This window comes from Streptomyces sp. NPDC031670 (assembly GCF_055580545.1).
Genome location: NZ_JBVILC010000007.1, coordinates 122,501 through 140,421 on the forward strand (window position 1 = coordinate 122,501; position 17,921 = coordinate 140,421).

Annotated in this window: 21 protein-coding genes, 1 tRNA gene and 1 riboswitch; of the genes, 13 read left to right on the top strand and 9 right to left on the bottom strand. The window is 70.4% G+C overall.

Translation table 11 applies throughout. The annotated features are described in order from the left end of the window. Nucleotides 1-155: 155 nt before the first annotated feature. Nucleotides 156-1,451, bottom strand: coding sequence for a PTS transporter subunit EIIC (locus ACZ5ID_RS15660; RefSeq protein ID WP_468897638.1), 1,296 nt, complete (start codon nucleotides 1,449-1,451; stop codon nucleotides 156-158). 258 nt (nucleotides 1,452-1,709) lie between these two features. Here ACZ5ID_RS15660 and ACZ5ID_RS15665 point away from each other — a divergent pair, with 258 nt between their 5' ends. The 4 genes from ACZ5ID_RS15665 to rdgB all read left to right on the top strand — a co-directional run bounded on the left by ACZ5ID_RS15665 (nucleotide 1,710) and on the right by rdgB (nucleotide 4,174). Next, nucleotides 1,710-1,943 carry a PTS sugar transporter subunit IIB gene (locus tag ACZ5ID_RS15665; RefSeq protein ID WP_018517946.1) on the top strand — a complete coding sequence of 78 codons (234 nt, stop codon included), beginning with the start codon at nucleotides 1,710-1,712 and terminating at the stop codon, nucleotides 1,941-1,943. A 361-nt stretch (nucleotides 1,944-2,304) separates the two neighbouring features. Next, nucleotides 2,305-3,042 (top strand): ribonuclease PH, encoded by a 738-nt coding sequence (gene rph / locus ACZ5ID_RS15670; protein ID WP_468897640.1) that lies wholly within the window; start codon nucleotides 2,305-2,307, stop codon nucleotides 3,040-3,042. A gap of 102 nt (nucleotides 3,043-3,144) precedes the next feature. Next, nucleotides 3,145-3,534 (top strand): hypothetical protein, encoded by a 390-nt coding sequence (locus ACZ5ID_RS15675; RefSeq protein WP_468897642.1) that lies wholly within the window; start codon nucleotides 3,145-3,147, stop codon nucleotides 3,532-3,534. 37 nt (nucleotides 3,535-3,571) lie between these two features. Then, entirely contained in the window at nucleotides 3,572-4,174 is a 603-nt protein-coding gene (gene rdgB, locus ACZ5ID_RS15680; RefSeq protein WP_468897644.1) for an RdgB/HAM1 family non-canonical purine NTP pyrophosphatase, read from the top strand. A 57-nt stretch (nucleotides 4,175-4,231) separates the two neighbouring features. Here the strand turns inward: rdgB and ACZ5ID_RS15685 are convergent. The 4 genes from ACZ5ID_RS15685 to bcp form a co-directional block, all read right to left on the bottom strand. Further along, nucleotides 4,232-4,317 (bottom strand) — tRNA-Leu (locus ACZ5ID_RS15685). A gap of 57 nt (nucleotides 4,318-4,374) precedes the next feature. Beyond that, nucleotides 4,375-5,025, bottom strand: coding sequence for an HNH endonuclease (locus ACZ5ID_RS15690; protein ID WP_468897645.1), 651 nt, complete (start codon nucleotides 5,023-5,025; stop codon nucleotides 4,375-4,377). Further along, nucleotides 5,022-5,666, bottom strand: coding sequence for an HNH endonuclease signature motif containing protein (locus ACZ5ID_RS15695; RefSeq protein ID WP_468897647.1), 645 nt, complete (start codon nucleotides 5,664-5,666; stop codon nucleotides 5,022-5,024). Before ACZ5ID_RS15695 ends, ACZ5ID_RS15690 begins: the two co-directional genes overlap by 4 nt. Before the next feature lie 158 nt (nucleotides 5,667-5,824). Further along, nucleotides 5,825-6,292 (bottom strand): thioredoxin-dependent thiol peroxidase, encoded by a 468-nt coding sequence (bcp, locus tag ACZ5ID_RS15700; RefSeq protein ID WP_468897649.1) that lies wholly within the window; start codon nucleotides 6,290-6,292, stop codon nucleotides 5,825-5,827. A 142-nt stretch (nucleotides 6,293-6,434) separates the two neighbouring features. On the opposite strand from bcp, the gene ACZ5ID_RS15705 reads away from it, so the two are divergent. The 3 genes from ACZ5ID_RS15705 to ACZ5ID_RS15715 all read left to right on the top strand — a co-directional run bounded on the left by ACZ5ID_RS15705 (nucleotide 6,435) and on the right by ACZ5ID_RS15715 (nucleotide 7,737). Continuing rightward, nucleotides 6,435-6,758 carry a DUF3618 domain-containing protein gene (locus tag ACZ5ID_RS15705; RefSeq protein WP_468897651.1) on the top strand — a complete coding sequence of 108 codons (324 nt, stop codon included), beginning with the start codon at nucleotides 6,435-6,437 and terminating at the stop codon, nucleotides 6,756-6,758. Between the two features lie 81 nt (nucleotides 6,759-6,839). Beyond that, nucleotides 6,840-7,175, top strand: a complete 336-nt coding sequence (locus ACZ5ID_RS15710; RefSeq protein ID WP_468897653.1) for a GroES family chaperonin — start codon at nucleotides 6,840-6,842, stop codon at nucleotides 7,173-7,175. Nucleotides 7,176-7,302: 127 nt separating this feature from the next. Then, a riboswitch (guanidine-III (ykkC-III) riboswitch) is annotated at nucleotides 7,303-7,367 on the top strand. Between the two features lie 49 nt (nucleotides 7,368-7,416). Then, a complete protein-coding gene (locus ACZ5ID_RS15715; protein WP_468897655.1) occupies nucleotides 7,417-7,737 on the top strand; it encodes a DMT family transporter in 321 nt (106 codons plus the stop codon). 17 nt (nucleotides 7,738-7,754) lie between these two features. On the opposite strand, the gene ACZ5ID_RS15720 is transcribed toward ACZ5ID_RS15715, so the two are convergent. After that, nucleotides 7,755-10,358 (bottom strand): transglycosylase domain-containing protein, encoded by a 2,604-nt coding sequence (locus tag ACZ5ID_RS15720; protein WP_468897656.1) that lies wholly within the window; start codon nucleotides 10,356-10,358, stop codon nucleotides 7,755-7,757. A gap of 201 nt (nucleotides 10,359-10,559) precedes the next feature. Between ACZ5ID_RS15720 and ACZ5ID_RS15725 the strand changes: the two genes are divergently transcribed. From ACZ5ID_RS15725 to ACZ5ID_RS15745, 5 genes are all read left to right on the top strand, one after another. Continuing rightward, nucleotides 10,560-11,360 (top strand): ABC transporter permease, encoded by an 801-nt coding sequence (locus tag ACZ5ID_RS15725; protein ID WP_468897970.1) that lies wholly within the window; start codon nucleotides 10,560-10,562, stop codon nucleotides 11,358-11,360. Then, entirely contained in the window at nucleotides 11,353-12,249 is an 897-nt protein-coding gene (locus tag ACZ5ID_RS15730) for an ABC transporter permease (RefSeq protein ID WP_468897658.1), read from the top strand. Before ACZ5ID_RS15725 ends, ACZ5ID_RS15730 begins: the two co-directional genes overlap by 8 nt. Nucleotides 12,250-12,267: 18 nt before the next feature. Beyond that, nucleotides 12,268-13,233 carry an ABC transporter ATP-binding protein gene (locus ACZ5ID_RS15735; RefSeq protein ID WP_468897660.1) on the top strand — a complete coding sequence of 322 codons (966 nt, stop codon included), beginning with the start codon at nucleotides 12,268-12,270 and terminating at the stop codon, nucleotides 13,231-13,233. A gap of 9 nt (nucleotides 13,234-13,242) precedes the next feature. Beyond that, nucleotides 13,243-13,908, top strand: coding sequence for a DUF1707 SHOCT-like domain-containing protein (locus ACZ5ID_RS15740; RefSeq protein ID WP_468897662.1), 666 nt, complete (start codon nucleotides 13,243-13,245; stop codon nucleotides 13,906-13,908). 183 nt (nucleotides 13,909-14,091) lie between these two features. After that, the gene (locus ACZ5ID_RS15745) at nucleotides 14,092-15,435 is read left to right on the top strand and encodes a DUF445 domain-containing protein (protein ID WP_468897664.1); all 1,344 of its coding nucleotides are present in this window, start codon (nucleotides 14,092-14,094) and stop codon (nucleotides 15,433-15,435) included. A gap of 246 nt (nucleotides 15,436-15,681) precedes the next feature. On the opposite strand, the gene ACZ5ID_RS15750 is transcribed toward ACZ5ID_RS15745, so the two are convergent. The 3 genes from ACZ5ID_RS15750 to ACZ5ID_RS15760 are packed head-to-tail and all read right to left on the bottom strand — an operon-like array spanning nucleotide 15,682 to nucleotide 17,089. After that, the gene (locus ACZ5ID_RS15750; RefSeq protein WP_468897666.1) at nucleotides 15,682-15,984 is read right to left on the bottom strand and encodes a hypothetical protein; all 303 of its coding nucleotides are present in this window, start codon (nucleotides 15,982-15,984) and stop codon (nucleotides 15,682-15,684) included. 53 nt (nucleotides 15,985-16,037) lie between these two features. Further along, on the bottom strand, nucleotides 16,038-16,244 hold the full coding sequence (locus ACZ5ID_RS15755) for a DUF397 domain-containing protein (RefSeq protein WP_468897667.1): 207 nt from the start codon (nucleotides 16,242-16,244) through the stop codon (nucleotides 16,038-16,040). Then, complete coding sequence (locus tag ACZ5ID_RS15760) at nucleotides 16,244-17,089, bottom strand: helix-turn-helix domain-containing protein (RefSeq protein WP_468897669.1); 846 nt, start codon at nucleotides 17,087-17,089, stop codon at nucleotides 16,244-16,246. Before ACZ5ID_RS15760 ends, ACZ5ID_RS15755 begins: the two co-directional genes overlap by 1 nt. A 177-nt stretch (nucleotides 17,090-17,266) precedes the next feature. On the opposite strand from ACZ5ID_RS15760, the gene ACZ5ID_RS15765 reads away from it, so the two are divergent. Then, the gene (locus tag ACZ5ID_RS15765; RefSeq protein WP_468897671.1) at nucleotides 17,267-17,917 is read left to right on the top strand and encodes an ATP-binding protein; all 651 of its coding nucleotides are present in this window, start codon (nucleotides 17,267-17,269) and stop codon (nucleotides 17,915-17,917) included. The last annotated feature ends 4 nt before the right edge of the window (nucleotides 17,918-17,921 follow it).

The following is a 17,921-nucleotide window of genomic DNA, read 5'->3' on the forward strand; positions in this document are numbered from 1 at the left end:
TTGAGTGGTGTAGACCAGTTGTAGCACGGTGAGGGTTAGATAAGGAACCTGCAATTTCTGTGTGCTGAGCCACGCATTCCGGCATGACGGACAAAGGCCCCGGACCCTGAGGTCCGAGGCCTGTGCCGTATCACCGCTTGGTTATCCCGCCGTTATTACTTCGTGTTCTCCCGCTCGATCTCCTCTTCCAGCTCCTCCGGTTCACGGCCGGGAGTGGGAAGGTCGAACTTGGTGATCGCGAACCGGAAGATGGCGTAATAGACGGCCGCGAAGACCAGCCCGATCGGAATGATCAGCCACGGTCTGGTCGCCAGGTTCCAGTTGATGACGTAGTCGATGAGACCGGCCGAGAAGCTGAAGCCGTCCTTCACGCCCAGCGCCCAGCTCACGGCCATCGAGACACCCGTGAGCAGCGCGTGGATCACGTACAGCAGCGGCGCGATGAAGAGGAACGAGTACTCGATCGGCTCGGTGATACCGGTGACGAACGAGGTCAGACCCACCGACAGCATCAGACCGCCCACCTGCTTGCGGCGGTGCGGCTTGGCGCAGTGGGTGATCGCCAGAGCGGCGGCGGGCAGCGCGAACATCATGATGGGGAAGAAGCCGGTGGTGAACTGGCCCGCGTCCTTGTCGCCCGCCAGGAACATGCTGATGTCACCGTGGACGACGGTCCCGTCCGGCTTGGTGAAGGTGCCGAACTGGAACCAGATGGGCACGTTGAGGAACTGGTGCAGACCGATCACCAGCAGCGCCCGGTTGGCGACACCGAAGATGCCCGCACCCCAGGCGCCGAGACCCACCAGCCAGTCGCTGAAGTTCTCCAGGCCGTCACCGATCGGCGGCCAGATCCACAGACAGATCGCGGCGAACGCGATGGCGACGAACGACATGATGATGGGGACCAGCCGGCGGCCGTTGAAGAAGCCGAGCCAGTCGACCAGCTTCACCCGGTGGTAGCGCTGCCAGAACCAGGCGGCGAGCAGACCCATGACGATGCCGCCGAAGACACCCGGGTTCTGGTACGTGAAGGCCGCCACGGTCCCGTCGTTGGCCTGGCACCCCGCCGCGATGACCTTCGCACCGGCGGCGCAGTCCTTGGGGAACTGGCGCAGCACGTTGTAGTAGACGAGGAAACCGGCCACGGCGGCGAGCGCGGTGGAGCCGTCCGCCTTCTTGGCCATGCCGATGGCGACACCGATGCAGAACAGCAGCGGCAGACCGATGTTGGCGTCGAGCAGCGCGCCGCCCGCACCGGCCATGACCTTGGCGACATCGGTCCAGCCGAGGCCGTCCTTGCCGAAGACGTCCGGCTGGCCGAGCCGGTTGAGGATGCCGGCCGCGGGCAGGACGGCGATCGGCAACTGGAGGCTGCGCCCCATCTTCTGGAGGTTCTGGAAGGCCCCGTTCCACCACTTCGGCCGGTCCGCCGCCGTGCTGTCCGCGCTCATCGGCGGCCCTCCGTCCCGTCCGTCCCGTCGGAACAAGCCAGTTCCGGGGTGCGTTGCACACTGGTGTAGACCAGTTGCGGTATCGTCCGGATCCTGGCCGCACGGGCGCGGTACCGGTGATCGCCATCCTTGGCCAGCGCGCGGACGCTCGCTCGCGTAACTGGGCCAAACGTGCGTTACGGTGACAAAGCGGAACCGCGGTCGGACGGATCTGCGGTGCGCCGCCACAGCGTTCTTTGAAAGAACAGGGAGACAGACATGGCCAGCAAGGCTGAGAAGATCGTCGCCGGGCTCGGCGGTATCGAGAACATCGAAGAGGTCGAGGGCTGCATCACCCGCCTCCGCACCGAGGTCATCGACCCGAGCAAGGTCGACGAGGCCGCGCTGAAGGCCGCCGGCGCCCACGGCGTCGTCAAGATGGGCACCGCGATCCAGGTCGTCATCGGCACGGACGCGGACCCGATCGCGGCGGACATCGAAGACATGATGTAACCCCAGCCACGCGCTGACCAAGGGGCCCTCCCGGCTGGGAGGGCCCCTTTTCGACGGACGACCCACGGTCCGCGGACGACCGACGTTTTTAGGGGCGCGGGGAACTGCGCGACCAACCCCCACGAACGGGCAGACGCCAACGCTCCCCGGGGGGCGCGGGGAACGGCGCGACCGGCCCCCCACGGTCTGCGGACGACCGACGCCTTTAGGGGCGCGGGGAACTGCGCGACCAGCCCCCACGGTCCGCGGACGACCGACCCCCCGGGGCGAAGCCCCGAAGGGGGCCACGGGGCGAAGCCCCGGAAGGGGGGCCGGGGGGCACACCCCCAGGAGCGAGACGCCCACGGGCTACGCTCGTGGCATGTCTCGTATCGACGGCCGCACCCCCGACCAGCTCCGCCCCACCACCATCGAACGCGGATGGAGCAAGCACGCCGAGGGCTCCGTCCTCATCTCCTTCGGCGACACCAAAGTCTTCTGCACCGCCTCCGTCACCGAAGGCGTCCCCCGCTGGCGCAAGGGCAGCGGCGAGGGCTGGGTGACCGCGGAGTACTCGATGCTGCCGCGCTCCACCAACACCCGCGGCGACCGCGAGTCCGTCCGCGGCAAGATCGGCGGACGCACCCACGAGATCTCCCGCCTCATCGGCCGCAGCCTCCGCGCCGTCATCGACTACAAGGCCCTCGGCGAGAACACCATCGTCCTCGACTGCGACGTCCTCCAGGCCGACGGCGGCACCCGCACCGCCGCCATCACCGGCGCGTACGTGGCACTCGCCGACGCCATCGGCTGGGCCCAGAACAAGAAGCTGGTCAAGGCCAACCGCCAGCCCCTCACCGGCACCGTCGCCGCCGTCTCCGTCGGCATCGTCGACGGCACCCCCCTCCTGGACCTCTGCTACGAGGAGGACGTGCGCGCCGAGACCGACATGAACGTCGTCTGCACCGGCGACGGCCGCTTCGTCGAGGTCCAGGGCACCGCCGAGGCCGAGCCGTTCGACCGCAAGGAGCTCAACGCCCTCCTCGACCTCGCCACCGGCGGCTGCGCCGACCTGGCCGCGCTCCAGACGGAGGCGCTGGGCCGCACGCTCGGCGCGTAGGGCCGGGCGCGGCAACCACAGGGCCACTCCCCGCGTCCCTAACGACACGGGCGTACGGGCCGAACCGTACGCCCGTCCGTATCTCCCGGGGAGGACCCGCCCATGCGCAGCAGCCGCCGCCGCGCCCTCGCACTCACCGCCGCCACCGCGGCCCTCGCCCTGCCCGCCGCCGTCGGGTGCAGCGCGGTCAGCAAGGCGCTGGACTGCGTCCAGACGGCCGACGCGATCGCCTCCAGCGTCGACGACCTCGGCCGGGCGGTCTCCAACGCCACCGACAACCCGGCGCAGGCGGACCAGGCCCTCAACGACATCGACACCGACCTGTCGTCGCTGAAGAACAAGACGGACAACGCCGATCTCTCCAAGGCGGTCGACAACCTCAACAAGGCGGTCGCCAACGTACGTTCGGCGATCAAGAACGGCGACAGCACGCCCGACATCAGCCCCGTCAAGGACGCGGCGAAGGAAGTCGGCAAGGTCTGCACCCCGTGACGCCATGACGCCGGACGCGCCCGGCGATACTGGGGGCATGACCCGCCTGATCCTCGCCACCCGCAACGCCGGCAAAATCACCGAGCTCCGCGCGATCCTCGCGGACGCCGGACTGCCCCACGAACTGGTCGGCGCCGACGCGTATCCGGAGATCCCCGACGTCAAGGAGACCGGCGCCACCTTCGCCGAGAACGCGCTCCTGAAGGCCCATGCCCTCGCGCGCGCCACCGGCCTGCCCGCCGTCGCCGACGACTCGGGCCTCTGCGTGGACGTACTGAACGGCGCCCCCGGCATCTTCTCCGCCCGCTGGTCCGGCACCCACGGCGACGACAAGGCCAACCTGGACCTGCTCCTGGCCCAGCTCGCCGACATCGCGGAGCCCCACCGGGGCGCCCATTTCGCCTGCGCGGCGGCCCTGGCCCTCCCCGACGGCACCGAGCGCGTGGTCGAGGGCCGCCTCCTGGGCACCCTCCGCCAGGAGCCCGCGGGCACCAACGGCTTCGGCTACGACCCGATCCTCCAGCCGAAGGGCGAGACCCGCACCTGCGCGGAGCTGACGGCCGAGGAGAAGAACAGGATCAGCCACCGGGGGAAGGCGTTCCGGGCGCTGGTGCCGGTGGTGCGGGAGCTGCTGGGCTGAGGTCGGAGCACAGAAGCGGCCTGCGTCTCGGTACTTCGATTCGCAGGCCGTTTGGTGTGCGGCGGAAGGGATTCGAACCCTCAAGCCCTTTCACAGGCCACAGATCCTAAGTCTGCTGTGTCAACCAGTTGCACCACCGCCGCTAGCCGCCTGCCATGGTACCGGGGCGGGCGGCTGCGGTGGATTGGGCGGGTGTCAGTTCACTTCTGGCGGCGGCTTCCCCGGCACCAAGTGCCGGTGATCGCGTGACAGTTGGGGCACAGCAACCGCAGGTTCTCGGCGCGGTCGTCGCTCCAGTCACCGTTGATGTGGTCGATCTCAAGGGTCATGGGCATTCCGTGCCAGACGGGGCCGGTTCCACAGTCCACGCACTCTTCGGGGACGCCGATCTCGCACAGAGCCCGGCGCAGCACCACGGTTCGCGTACGGCGGTCGCTGTCGTGCTTCACCAGTACGTCTGCAGGCCGTTTGGCCTGGGTCGGGCCGGGCCTGCCTCTCTGGTGTGCCTGCCCCAGGAAGTGCGAGGTGTCGATGCCGTCCTCGTCGGTCCACTGACGCAGCAACGTGCGCTGTCGACTGTTGTCCGGCCGCCCCAAGCGCCGCAGCGTGGCTGCGATGGAGAGCGAATTCCCCACGGCCTGCCGTAGTTCGGTCCTCGCCGGACGCCGGCGCCTGCCGCTGGGTCGGAAGTGTGAGATGTCGATTTCGTAGTGGGCGAAGCGCCGCTGGAGGTAGCGGGCGAGATGGCCGTAGGGCTTCGTCCCGAAGAAGGCGATGACCTCCTCGATGCTCTCGCAATTCCGCGCTGCTTCGGCCAGCCGCTCGCGCGTGTAGCGCGCGGTCGGGCTCACTGCCTGCTCGCTTTCCTGGCCTTGCCCCGGCCTCGATAGGTGTCCGTGGTCGAATGGCAGTTGGGGCACAGGAGCCGCAGGTTCTCGACCCGGTTGTTGTGCCAGTCCCCGTCGATGTGGTCGACCTCCAGGGGGAGTGGCTGGTCCTGCCAGACCGGCCCGATGCCACACAGGGCACAGCGTTCGGCTACGCCCACTGCTGTGAGCGCCCGCTTGAGGCGTTCGCCCGGCACCCTGCGGCCCGCCGGCTGTGCGACGAGCAGCGCTTCGGGCTCGCGTCGCCTTCTCCTGTCCCTGCCGCGGGATGGCGGCCGGAAGTGCGACGTGTCGATCCCGTACGCCTCGATGCGGCGGCTGATGTGCGTGTGGTGGCCCCCGACTACCTCGACCCCCAGCCGACGCAGCACTTCATACATGCTCGTGGACACCGCCACCACCGGCTCCAGCACTTCCCTGGTCCAGCGCACGCCATCGCGTTCGAAGTGGGCGGTCGGTATTCCCAGCTTCTTCATGCGCTCCGCGATATAGCGCCGCGACCCGCTCTTCGGATCGACCCCCAGCCGCGTCAACGCCTCCGACAACGTCCCCGAAGCCCCGGCCGCCTCCGCGAGCCGCTCGCGCGTATACGGGCTCGTGCCCATGAATATTCCCTCCGCCCCCGGCCAAGCGTTCGCAGCCTCGTACGGACTAACGACCCGCTGATCGGACAGTCACGCCCGAAATACGGAACGGCCCGCACCGCATATCGCGCGGTGTGGGCCGTCGGGGTTCGCCAGGGGGCGGGGGCCGGTGGCGGGACTCAGATCCCCAGATCCTTGATGATCTTCGCGACATGCCCCGTCGCCTTCACGTTGTACAGCGCGCGCTCGACCTTGCCCTCCTCGTCCACGACCACCGTGGAGCGGATGACGCCGGTCACCGTCTTGCCGTACAGCTTCTTCTCGCCGAAGGCCCCGTACGCCTCCAGGACCTGCTTCGACGGGTCGCCGACGAGGGTGACCTTCAGGGACTCCTGGTCGCGGAACTTCGCCAGCTTCTCCGGCTTGTCGGGGGAGACGCCGATCACGTCGTAACCGGCGCCGGCCAGCAGCTCCAGGTTGTCCGTGAAGTCGCAGGCCTGCTTGGTGCAGCCGGGGGTGAGGGCGGCGGGGTAGAAGTACACGATGACCTTGCGGCCCTTGTGGTCCGCGAGCGAGACCTCGTTGCCGTCCGCGTCGGGCAGGGTGAAGGCGGGGGCGGTGTCGCCGGGGACGAGTCGCTCGCTCATGGGATCTTCCTCCGGAAGGAACGGGGCAGTCTTACTCCAGCAGAGCCTAATGGGGGCCTGTGACAGTGCAGCGCCGGTAGAGCTGACAGACTGTCGATGACTGACAACCCCATACCCCGACCGAACAGACGGAGGCGGCGCAGTGTCGGAAGCCAGGACCCCTGCGCAGATCGAGGCGGACATCAGGCGCCGCCGGGACGAGCTCGCGGTGACCCTCGACGAGATCGGCGTACGGCTGCACCCGTCGACGATCGCCGGTGACGCCAAGGCGAAGGTCGCCTCGGCCGTGGACCGGACGGCCGGCCGTGCCTTCGTCGCGGTGAACCGGGCCGTCTCGGATGTGAAGGCCCAGTTCGTGAACGAGGACGGCGCGCCCCGCGTCGAGCGCATCGTGCCGGTCGCGCTGCTGGCCGTGGGGCTCGTGGGGCTGTTCGCCCTGTCGTCCGCCCGCAAGCGCCGCGGCTGACGGCTCCCGCCGCCTCATCCGGCTTCTTCTTCCGTGGCCCTTCGGCATACGCCGGGGGCAGGGACAGGTAGGTTCGGGTCCGTGAGCGAGAACACCCACGACGACAAGCTGCCCATCCGGATGCTCCACGACCGCGTGCTGGTCCGGTCCGACACACCCGAGGGCGAACGGCGCTCCGGCGGCGGCATCCTGATCCCGGCGACCGCCGCCGTCGGCAAGCGGCTGGCCTGGGCCGAGGTGGTCGCGGTCGGCCAGAACGTGCGGACCGTCGTAGCGGGCGACCGGGTGCTCTACGACCCCGAGGACCGCGCCGAGGTCGAGGTGCGCGGTATCGCCTACGTACTGATGCGGGAGCGCGATCTGCACGCCGTCGCCTCGGAGCGGGTGTCCGAGGACTCGACAGGGCTTTATCTCTGAAGTCGTACCCCCTGTAGCGCGTGACGTTGCGGGAACGACGGAGCGAGCGGAACGAGCGGAACGAGCGGAACGAAAGGGCTGGTGACCGCCGTCACCAGCCCTTTTCGACGCACGCTGCCCCGGCCGCCCTTTGCTACGGTGGAAGCACCCCGACGAGACGCGTCGTACCGGGTCATGACAAGACGACGCACCCCGCGTGTACGCCACGTACGCGCGCGTACGTCTCTCGGAGGTGTCTGTCATGGCCTGGGTTCTGCTGGTCGTCGCCGGTCTGCTCGAAGTCGGCTGGTCGGTCGGGATGAAGTACACGGACGGGTTCACCCGGCTGTGGCCCAGTCTGTTCACCGGCGCCGGGATCGTCGCCTCGATGGTGCTGCTCTCGCGGGCCGCCAGGTCCCTGCCCATAGGTACCGCCTACGGCGTGTGGGTGGGCATCGGCGCGGCCGGTGCGGCGGTGCTCGGCATGCTGGTGTTTGGTGAGCCCGCGACCGCCGCCCGGATCTTCTTCGTCTGTCTGCTGCTGGTGGCCGTGGTCGGCCTCAAGGCGACCTCCGGCCACTAGGGCGTGTTCCCCGAGGGTCAGCCCGTGCCTGCCCGGCGGCGCGGCCGGTCGGCGCCCCCGGCCGTCGTCCCGGTGGTCGTCTGGCCCGCCGTGACGCCGCCTTGCGTGGCCGCCGTCGTGCCTCCGGTGGTGGGCGCGCCGTCCGTGGTCCCGCCGGTGCTGCCGCCGTCGGTGGCGCCCCCGGTGGTGGCCCCGCCGTTGGTCGGGCCGCCGGTGGTGGTGCCGCCCGTGGTGGTCCCCGCGTCGGTCGTGGCCCCGGTGGTGCCGCCGGTCGTCCCGCCCGTCGGACCGTCCGTGGTGGCGCCGCCGCCCGTCGTGCCGCCGTCGGTCGTCCCGCCCTCGGTCTGCCCCTGCGTGCGGCCCTCGTCCTGGCCCTCGGTCCGGCCGGGCGGCGGGTTGGGGGTCTCCGGGTTGGGTGCCTGGGTCTCGACCGGCGGGGGCACGGAGGCGCCCTCCTGGAGCTGGAGGTCGAAGTCCTGGGGCTCGGTGTCCTTGAGCGCGCGCGCCGTGTACTGCGCCCACACCTCCGCGGGCGGCCCGCCGCCGTTCATCCGGGGCAGCCCCAGCGCCCCGTACAGCGGCTTCTGGGCGGCCGTGTCGGGGTCCTGGCCCATCACGGCGACGACGGTGGCCAGATCGGGCGTGTAGCCCGCGAACCAGGCCGCCTTGTCGTCCTCGGCGGTGCCGGTCTTGCCCGCTGCCGTACGTCCCGAGGCCTGTGCGGCCGTACCGGTGCCGCCCTCCACCACGCTCTGCAGGATCGAGGTGGTGGTGTCGGCGGCCTCGCGCGGGACGGCCTGCCTGGCGTCCTGCGCGGGCAGTTCCGCCTTCTCGTCGTCCTTGGTGACGGACTCGACCATCGTGTACGTGCCGTGCTTGCCGTGGTTGGCGAGCGTCGCGTACGCCTCGGCCATGTCCAGTACGGAGGCGGTCGCGGTGCCCAGCGCGATGGAGGGTCCGTTGGGCATGTCGGGGGTGGTGGAGGGGATGCCCAGGCCGACGGCGGTCTGGCGGACGTTCTTGGGGCCGACGTCGACGGCCATCTGCGCGTACACGGCGTTCACCGAGAGGTCGGTGGCGGACCGGACGGTGAGCTGTCCGTAGGACCTGCCGTCCTCGTTGGAGGGGTTGTACGGGGTGCCGGACCAGCCCTGGACGAAGCGCCTGTCGGTGCCGTCGTAGACGGTGTTGGGGGTGATCGTGCGCCCGTCCTGCGTCTTGGAGGCGTTCTGGACGGCGGAGGTGAAGACGAACGGCTTGAAGGTCGAGCCGACCTGGTAGTCGCGCCGGGTGGCGTTGTTGACGTACTGCTTGGTGTAGTCGATGCCTCCGTACATCGCGAGCACCTTGCCGCTGTCGGGGTCGATGGAGGCGCCGCCCACGCGTACGTTGCGGTCCACCGGGCGCTCGGAGCTGACTTGGGACATCACCTTGTCGTCGACGGCTGCGACGAGTGCGTCCTGCTTGGGCTTCTGGAGCGTGGTGGTGATCCGGTACCCGCCCTTGGCCAGGGTGTTCTCGTCGATGATCTTGTTGTCCGTCAGATAGTCCTTCACCGCCTCCACCACATAGCCGCGCTGTCCGGCCATCCCGGCCGCCGGGCGCGCCTTGCCGGGTACGGGGAAGGTGGCGGCGGCCCGCGCGGCGGGCGTCATCCACTTCTTCTTGACCATGCCGTCCAGTACGTAGTTCCAGCGCGCCACGGCCCTGCCCTTGTTCTCCGGGTGCGCCACCACGTCGTAGGCGCTGGGGGCGTTGAGCAGCGAGGCCAGATAGGCGCCCTCGGCGGTGGTGACCTTCTCGATGTCCTTTCCGTAGTAGGCCTGGGCGGCGGCCTGGATGCCGTAGGCGTTGCGGCCGAAGTAGCTGGTGTTGAGGTAGCCCTCCAGGATGTCCGCCTTGCTGACCTCGCGGTTCAGCTTGATGGCGATGAAGAACTCCTTCACCTTGCGGCTGATCGTCTGTTCCTGTCCCAGGTAGTAGTTCTTCACGTACTGCTGGGTGATCGTCGAGCCGGACTGCTTGCCCTTGCCGGAGAGGGTGTTCCAGGCGGCGCGGACCATGGCCTTGGGGTCGACGGCCCGCTCGGAGTAGAAGTCGCGGTCCTCGGCGGCGAGCACGGTGTGCTGGACGGTCAGCGGGATCTGGGCGAGCCGGACGTTCTCGCGGTTGATCTCGCCGTCCCGCGCGAGCTGGCTGCCGTCGGCGTACAGGTAGACGTTGGACTGCGCGGTCGCGGTGGCGTTGGCGGGCGGGATGTGGACGAGGGTGTAGCCGGCGACGAAGCCGCCGATGAGCAGCAGGGCGATGACCAGGACGGTGCCGAGCACCCAGCGCCAGCCGGGCACGAAGCGCCGCCAACCGGTCCGCCGGGGGCGTTTCCCGCCGTTCCCGGCGGCTGCCTCGGCCCCGGCCTTCGCCCCGCCCCCGGTCTCGCCGCTGTCCGGGCCCTCGCCGCGTCCGGCCCTGTCGTCCGGGCCGTTCGCGCCGCCGCCGCCGGGTGAGGTGGGGCCCGGCGTGGCGGCCGGCGGGCCTTTGGCGGCCTCGGGGCCCGTGCCGTCGGGGTCCCGGGGGGCCCAGCCCCGAGGAGAGGGCCGGGTGGGCTGCTCGTCGTCGCTCATGTCTCTCTCGGCGCTGGGCTGTATCGGGTGATTCGCGTTGTACGCCCATCTTGCATGCCCGGGTCTGGAAAAGCCGTCGCGCACGATCACCGGACGGCACTAGGGTCGGGCGCTTTGGACGGCCCGGCCGGGACGCCTCCGGGTGCGGTGGGGCGGTCGGGCATGGGCCCTTCATACACGGACCGGACGGAAGGCGGCGTGGTGCGGCTATACCTGGCGGTGGCCGCAGGTGGGTTCCGACGCCATACGGCGTACCGGATCGCCACTGCGGCGGGGATGTTCACCAACACCGTCTTCGGTGTGATCATGGCGTACACCTATATGGCCCTGTGGAACGTCCGCCCTCGTCTGGGCGGTTACGACCAGGCCGAGGCACTGACGTATGTGTGGCTCGGACAGGCCCTCCTCATGACCGTCGCCATGATGGGCGGCGGCTTCGAGGACGAGCTCGTCGAACGCATCCGTACGGGTGACATCGCGATCGACCTGTACCGTCCCGTCGACCTCCAACTGTGGTGGCTCGCGGGCGATGTGGGCCGGGCCGCCTTCCACTTCCTGGGGCGCGGTCTGGTGCCGCTGGCGTTCGGGGCGCTCTTCTTCGACCTGGCGCTGCCCGTCGGCCCCGGGACATGGCTGGCGTTCGTGCTCGCCGTCCTGTTCGGCGTCGTCGTCAGCTTCTCGATCCGCTATCTGGTGGCGCTCTCGGCGTTCTGGCTGCTCGACGGGGCGGGCCTGACCCAGATCGCCTGGCTCGGCGGGACCTTCTTCTCCGGGATGCTGCTGCCGCTCAACGTCTTCCCCGGCGCCCTCGGCGAGGTGGCGCGGGCGCTGCCCTGGTCGTCGCTGCTCCAGATCCCGGCCGATGTCCTGCTCGGCCACCACTCCGGCTGGGGCCTGGCACGGGCGTACGCCTTCCAGCTCGGCTGGGCGGCGGTGCTGCTCGGCGCCGGGCGTCTGCTCCAGGCGGCGGCGACCAGGAGGGTGGTGGTCCAGGGTGGCTGAGACGGCGGCTGAGACGGGGGCGGGCGCGACCGCGGGGGCGGCGGCGGTCCGGGACACGGGCGCGCGCGTCGGGCGGCTGCGCGCCGTCGCGGAGGGCGTGCGCGCCTACCGGCTGATCGCGGGCATGTGGATCCGCTCCACCATGGCCTACCGGGCGTCCTTCGTGATGACGGCGTTCGGCAACTTCGCGGCGACCGCGCTCGACTTCGTGGCGATCCTGCTGATGTTCTCGCACATCGACGCGCTGGGCGGCTACACGCTGCCCGAGGTGGCGTTCCTGTACGGCGCGGCGGGCGCCGCGTTCGGGCTCGCCGACCTGGTGATGGGGTCCATGGACCGGCTCGGCCGCCGGGTGCGCGACGGCACCCTCGACACCCTCCTGGTACGCCCGGCGCCCGTGCTCGCCCAGGTCGCCGCCGACCGGTTCGCGCTGCGCCGCCTCGGCCGCATCACCCAGGGCCTCCTCGTCCTCGGCTACGCGCTGCTGACGCTCGACATCCACTGGACGCCGCTGCGGGCCCTGCTGATCCCGCTGATGCTGCTGAGCGGCGCCACCGTCTTCGCCTCGGTGTTCGTGGCGGGCGCGGCGTTCCAGTTCGTCGCGCAGGACGCCTCCGAGGTGCAGAACGCCTTCACGTTCGGCGGGAACCAACTGCTCCAGTACCCGCCGACGCTCTTCGCCAAGGACCTGGTGCGCGGGGTGACGTTCGTGGTCCCGCTGGCCTTCGTGAACTGGCTGCCCGCGCTGTACGTGCTGGGGCGGCCCTACCCGCTGGACCTCCCCGGCTGGCTGGCGTTCGCGCCACCGCTGATGGCGGTGGGCTGCTGCGCGCTGGCGGGGGCCGCGTGGCGGGCGGGCCTGCGGGCGTACCGGAGCACGGGAAGCTGAGAGGAAGCGGGGACGACGATGAGCGATGTGATCGAACTCGACGGGGTCGAGAAGGTCTTCGAGGTCCGGCGCAGGAACGGGCGGCGGCTGCGGCGCGAGCGCGGGCAGGTCAGGGCGGTCGACGGCATCACCTTCTCGGTGCCGCGCGGCGCGATGGTCGGCTACATCGGCCCCAACGGCGCCGGCAAGTCGACCACCATCAAGATGCTCACCGGCATCCTGACGCCGAGCGGCGGCAGGGTGCGGGTGGCGGGCCTCGACCCCGCGCGCGAACGCACCCGCCTGGCCCGCCGCATCGGCGTGGTCTTCGGCCAGCGCACCACGCTCTGGTGGGACCTGCCGCTGTACGACTCGTACCGCCTGGTCCACCGGATGTACCGCATCCCCGACGACCGCTTCCGCGAGAACCTGGCCCGCTGCGTCGAACTCCTCGACCTCGGACCGCTGCTGAACGTGCCGGTACGCCAGCTGTCGCTGGGCCAGCGGATGCGCGGCGACATCGCGGCGGCCCTGCTGCACGACCCGGAGGTGCTCTACCTGGACGAGCCGACCATCGGCCTGGACGTGGTGAGCAAGGCGAAAGTGCGCGCCTTCCTGAAGGACCTGAACGCCGAACGCGGCACCACGGTCCTGCTCACCACCCATGACCTGACCGACATCGAGCAGCTCTGCGCGCGCGTGATGGTGATCGACCACGGCCGTCTGGTGTACGACGGCGCGCTGGCGGGGCTGCACGAGGTCGGGGGCAGCGAACGCACCCTGGTGGTCGACCTGGAGCGCGAGCTCGCGCCGATCGAGGTCGACCACGCGCGCGTGGTGCGGGTCGAGGGGCCCAGGCAGTGGCTGGCGTTCCCGGCCACGGCGTCGGCGGCGCCGCTGGTGGCGGGGATCGCGGCACGCTATCCGCTGGTGGACCTCTCGGTGCGGGAGCCGGACATCGAGTCGGTGATCGCGCGCATGTACGCCGACCGGGGCCTTCATTAGGCTGGCCGTATGACGAGTGAACCTGCGGGGGCGGGCCTTCCCGAGATGAGGGCGTCGGACGCGGAGCGCGAACGGGTGGCCGAGGCGCTGCGGGACGCGGTGGCCGAGGGACGGCTCGACATGGAGGAGTTCGAGGAGCGTCTGGAGGCGGCGTACAAGGCGCGTACGCACGGGGAGTTGGCGCCGCTGGTACGGGACCTGCCGGCGCCCGGTGTGCGCCCCCCTGCCCCGGCCGTCTCCGGTTCCTCCGCGGACCTCGACTGGCCCGCGCGGATCGGCGGCACGGCCACCTCGCGGGGCGCCTTCGCCCTGTGGGGCGGGTTCGGGCGCCGGGGTACGTGGACGATCGGGCGGACGTTCACCGCGTTCGCGATGTGGGGCGGCGGCGAGATCGACCTGCGCGAGGCCCGTTTCGAGTCCGCCCGGACGGTGATCCGCTGCTTCACGCTGATGGGCGGGATGGGAGTGACGGTCCCGCCCGAGCTGACGGTGCGGGTGCGCGGCTTCGGCCTGATGGGCGGCTTCGGCGACAGGGCGACGGGCGAAGGCACCCCGGGCTCGCCGACGGTGACCGTGACGGGGTTCGCCCTGATGGGCGGCATCGACGTCAAGCGCAAGCCGCGGAAGACGGCGAAGCGGGGACGCGGCGACGACCCGCGCAAGGAACTGCGCTGACGCACTCCCTCGCCCCCCGGCCCGCGGACTGATCACCCCTGCGCATCCCCCTGCGGAGCCCCCCTTCGGCTCACCCCTTCGAATGAGAACGCGACGTGCGGGAACTCGGCATGCGTCCCGGGAGTCACTCAGGTAGGGACGATGGCGTACGGGGAGACGCGTACGCGTGGACGGGCGGAGCCAATGGAGCGTAGTGGAGCGGCGAGGGCGGGCGACCGGGAGGGACCGGCCGCGTCGCCCCCGCCTGCCGCCGGCCTGACGTCCGCGTTCTCGTACACGGCGGCGGACGAGGAGAAGCGCCGGGGCGTGCGCCGGATGAAGGCCACGGCGACGGGCCTGCTGCTCCTGGTGGCGCTGGTCTTCGCCCTGGCGACCTGGGCGGACCGCTCGGGCGCGGGCCCCTGGGCGGCGTATGTGGCGGCGGCGGCCGAGGCCGGGATGGTGGGCGCGCTGGCGGACTGGTTCGCGGTGACGGCGCTGTTCCGCCACCCCCTGGGCGTGCCGATCCCGCACACGGCGATCATCCCGAACAAGAAGGACCAGCTGGGCGTGTCGCTGGGCGCGTTCGTGGGGGAGAACTTCCTCTCCCCGCAGGTGGTGCGTACGAGACTGGGCGCGCTGGGCATGGGCGCCCGGATGGGCACCTGGCTGGCGGACCCCTCCCACGCGGACCGGGTCACGTCCGAACTGGCCACGGCGCTGCGCGGCGCGCTCACGGTCCTGCGGGACTCGGACGTCCAGGCGGTGGTGGGCGAGGCGATCACACGCCGGGCGGACGCGGCGGAGATCGCCCCGGGCATCGGCAAGACCCTGGAGAAGGTGGTCGCGGACGGCGGCCACCGCCGGGTGGTGGACCTGGTGTGCGCCCGGGCGCACGACTGGCTGGTGGTGCACGGGGACTCGGTGATGGAGGCGGTCCAGGGCGGCGCCCCCGGCTGGACCCCCCGCTTCGTGGACAAGAAGGTCGGCGAGCGGGTCTACAAGGAACTGCTCCGCTTCGTCACCGAGATGCGGGACATGCCGGGGCACCCGGCGCGCGGCGCCCTGGACCGCTTCCTGGCGGACTTCGCCTGCGACCTCCAGTCGGACACGGACACGCGCGCGAAGGTGGAGCGCCTGAAGTCCGACGTCCTGGCCCGTCCCGAGGTCCAGGACGTGATCGCCTCGGCGTGGTCCTCGGTCCGCTCGATGATCATCGCGGCGGCGGAGGACGAACGCAGCGAGCTGCGCCTGCGGGCGAGGGCGTCCCTGCTGTCCCTGGGCGCCCGCCTCTCCACGGACACCCGCCTCCAGGCGAAGGTGGACGGCTGGGTCGAGGACGCGGCGGCGTATGTGGTCTCCACGTACCGCACGGAGATCACTTCCCTGATCACGGACACGGTCCGCTCCTGGGACGCGGCGGACACCTCGAAGAAGATCGAGGCCCATATCGGCCGCGACCTCCAGTTCATCCGGATCAACGGGACGGTGGTGGGGGCGCTGGCGGGGGTGGTGATCTTTGCGGTGGCGCGGGGGGTCGGGGGGTAGGGGTTCTCGGGGCGGGGAGGGTCAGTAGGTACGGGTCTTCGGGGCGCGCGGCAGGTGCCGGGGCGCCCCGCCGCGGCTCGGTTCCCCTGCCGGGCGCGTGACCGCAGTCCTGTCCCTGCTCTGCGTGGCCACGCGCCCGAGGGGTCCATCCTGCGGGGAGTCGCAGTGTGCACCTTTACGTACGTACGAGTCGTCCGGCGCGTTCAGACGGTTCCCGGATGCGGCGGGACATTTTCCCGGGCGTCGCTATCCGGCCTTGCGGGTGACGGCCCAGGAGGCCGCGGCGACCCCACCGGCCACGGCGAACACGGACGGCCAGGCACCGACCTTCTTGGCGAGCGGGTGCGACCCGGCGAACGCGGCGACGTAGGCCGTGGTGAGCCCGACGGCTGCCTTGGTCCCGGCGGCCTGCTTCCACTCCCGCGCGGCCAGGGCCCCGGCGACGGCGAGCGCCACCCCACCGAGGGGCCGCTTCTTGGTGAACCGAGCGGTGGCATACCCACCCACGAGCCCACCCGCGGCTATAGCTGCTGCCGGAACCTTGGCCATGTTGTGCCTCCTGCGCCTCTGTGGTGTGTCCTCTCCGAGGCTAATGGCCGGCCTCAGGCCCCGGGCAGCCGGTCCTGCCGGATGGCGGCGGTGAAGGCGTGCCAGGCGGGGGCGGCGAAGGCGAGGCGGGGGCCTCGCGGACGCTTGGAGTCGCGTATGGCCGTCCCCAAGGTGGTGAATGAGGCCTCGACGCATTCCGTACCGCTGCCGCCACTGTAGGTGGACTTCACCCAGGAGGTGTGTCCATCGCCGTGATCCATCAAAGCTCCTTGCACGCCCGATCCAGAAGCGCGGCCGATGCTTCGATGTCCAGCGCCTGCGCGCGCAGGTATTCGAACGCCAACTTATAGCGCTCCAGTTCCTCGGGCTTCTCCATGAACAAGCCACCGCCGATGATGTCCACGTAGACGACGTCGAGTTCGGCGGTGGGCCCACCGAGGATGACGAAGCTGCCGACGGCCGCGGCGTGGGCGCCGCTGGCGAACGGCAGTACCTGGACCGTGACTTGGGGCTGCTCTGCCCGGGCACGCAGGTGTATCAACTGCTCCCGCATGACATCCCGCCCGCCGACCAGGCGACGCAGAACGGCTTCGTCGATCACGGCCCAGATGTGCGGAGCGTCCTCGCGAGCCAGCAACTCCTGCCGCTTCATACGGATGTCGACCATGTGCGCGATCTCCTGCTCGGAACAGCGCATCTCGGAGGCGCGGTGCACGGCCTCGGCGTAGGCGCGGGTCTGGAGCAGCCCCGGCACATACATACAGGCGTAGTGGTCCTCACGGACCACCTCGTCCTCCAGAGTCAGCATGAGGTTCATCGACTCGGGGATCGGGTCGGCGAGGGACCGCCACCACCCTTGGATCTTGGCGCCCTTGGCCAACTCGACGAGCGTCAGCCTCTCCTGCTCGGAAGCCCCGTACTCACGACAAAGGGCGTCGACAGTGGGCCACTTGACGGTCCCCTCCTTGGTTTCGTAGCGGCTCAGGGTGGCCTTGGAGACACCGACGAGCGCTCCGGCCTCCTCCAAGGTGAGGCCCTTGAGGTCGCGCAGCCGACGCAAGTCGGCACCGAGCTGGCGCCTGCGAGTGGTCGGACCAACAGCCATGTCATGACCCTTCATGTCGATCTACCCGAGCGTGCACGGCGCAGCGCGCTGCGGGCAAGACAGCGCACGCCGGGGGCGCACCAGAGGCAGCATGCTCCTACAAGGCCTTTGTGAGAGTTCCATATTGAGAGTTCCACTGTCACGCTGGAAGCCGGTCCAAGCGGAAGGGTGGCTCAGGTGAATGAGTGCAGGTTCAAGGTCCCCAGAAAGCCGTGGCATCTGCCCTTCCTGGCGGAGCCCGAGGAGCTGAGGGGGCTGCGGAACGTGATGCGGTTACATCTGGGCATCTGGGGCCTGCCGCACATGATCGACGCTGCTCAGTTGTGCGTGACAGAGCTGGTCACGAACGTCATCACGCACGTCGGGCGGGGGACGCCGACGACCCTCGCCGTCTCGATGCGCGGCGGCTCACTACGCCTCGCAGTGACCGACCCGGACGCCCGGGCGCTGCCGACCCTTCTCGCGGCCACGGAGGGCGACGAGTCCGGGAGGGGCATGGCGCTGGTGGACGCGGTGGCGACGCAATGGGGTGTAGTCCTGCGCGCGGACTCCAAGGTGACGTGGTGCGAGCTCGCTACCGGGCTCCCCTCCGCAGACGGTCACGTCGCAGAGCCCGGTGTCGACACCGCCGAAGCGTTGCTGTCGCTGTACTGCTACCTCGACCACCACGCGGCCGGAGGAGATGCCACGTCGTTCAGCGTGGCCCTCGCGGAAGAGACCACGATCCAGATCATCGCGGACCTCCTCGACTGGTTGCGAGCACACGGCTGCGACCCGAGCGACACGCTGGACCGGGTCTTGATGCGCCGCGAAGTGGCAGCTTCGTGACAGT

Coding starts and splice junctions, on each gene's coding strand:
- ACZ5ID_RS15660 (WP_468897638.1), bottom strand. CDS start 1,451: ATGAGCGCGGACAGCACGGCGGCGGACCGGCCGAAGTGGTGGAACGGG.
- ACZ5ID_RS15665 (WP_018517946.1), top strand. CDS start 1,710: ATGGCCAGCAAGGCTGAGAAGATCGTCGCCGGGCTCGGCGGTATCGAG.
- rph (WP_468897640.1), top strand. CDS start 2,305: ATGTCTCGTATCGACGGCCGCACCCCCGACCAGCTCCGCCCCACCACC.
- ACZ5ID_RS15675 (WP_468897642.1), top strand. CDS start 3,145: ATGCGCAGCAGCCGCCGCCGCGCCCTCGCACTCACCGCCGCCACCGCG.
- rdgB (WP_468897644.1), top strand. CDS start 3,572: ATGACCCGCCTGATCCTCGCCACCCGCAACGCCGGCAAAATCACCGAG.
- ACZ5ID_RS15695 (WP_468897647.1), bottom strand. CDS start 5,666: ATGGGCACGAGCCCGTATACGCGCGAGCGGCTCGCGGAGGCGGCCGGG.
- bcp (WP_468897649.1), bottom strand. CDS start 6,292: ATGAGCGAGCGACTCGTCCCCGGCGACACCGCCCCCGCCTTCACCCTG.
- ACZ5ID_RS15715 (WP_468897655.1), top strand. CDS start 7,417: ATGGCCTGGGTTCTGCTGGTCGTCGCCGGTCTGCTCGAAGTCGGCTGG.
- ACZ5ID_RS15720 (WP_468897656.1), bottom strand. CDS start 10,358: ATGAGCGACGACGAGCAGCCCACCCGGCCCTCTCCTCGGGGCTGGGCC.
- ACZ5ID_RS15735 (WP_468897660.1), top strand. CDS start 12,268: ATGAGCGATGTGATCGAACTCGACGGGGTCGAGAAGGTCTTCGAGGTC.
- ACZ5ID_RS15740 (WP_468897662.1), top strand. CDS start 13,243: ATGACGAGTGAACCTGCGGGGGCGGGCCTTCCCGAGATGAGGGCGTCG.
- ACZ5ID_RS15745 (WP_468897664.1), top strand. CDS start 14,092: ATGGAGCGTAGTGGAGCGGCGAGGGCGGGCGACCGGGAGGGACCGGCC.
- ACZ5ID_RS15750 (WP_468897666.1), bottom strand. CDS start 15,984: ATGGCCAAGGTTCCGGCAGCAGCTATAGCCGCGGGTGGGCTCGTGGGT.
- ACZ5ID_RS15755 (WP_468897667.1), bottom strand. CDS start 16,244: ATGGATCACGGCGATGGACACACCTCCTGGGTGAAGTCCACCTACAGT.
- ACZ5ID_RS15760 (WP_468897669.1), bottom strand. CDS start 17,089: ATGGCTGTTGGTCCGACCACTCGCAGGCGCCAGCTCGGTGCCGACTTG.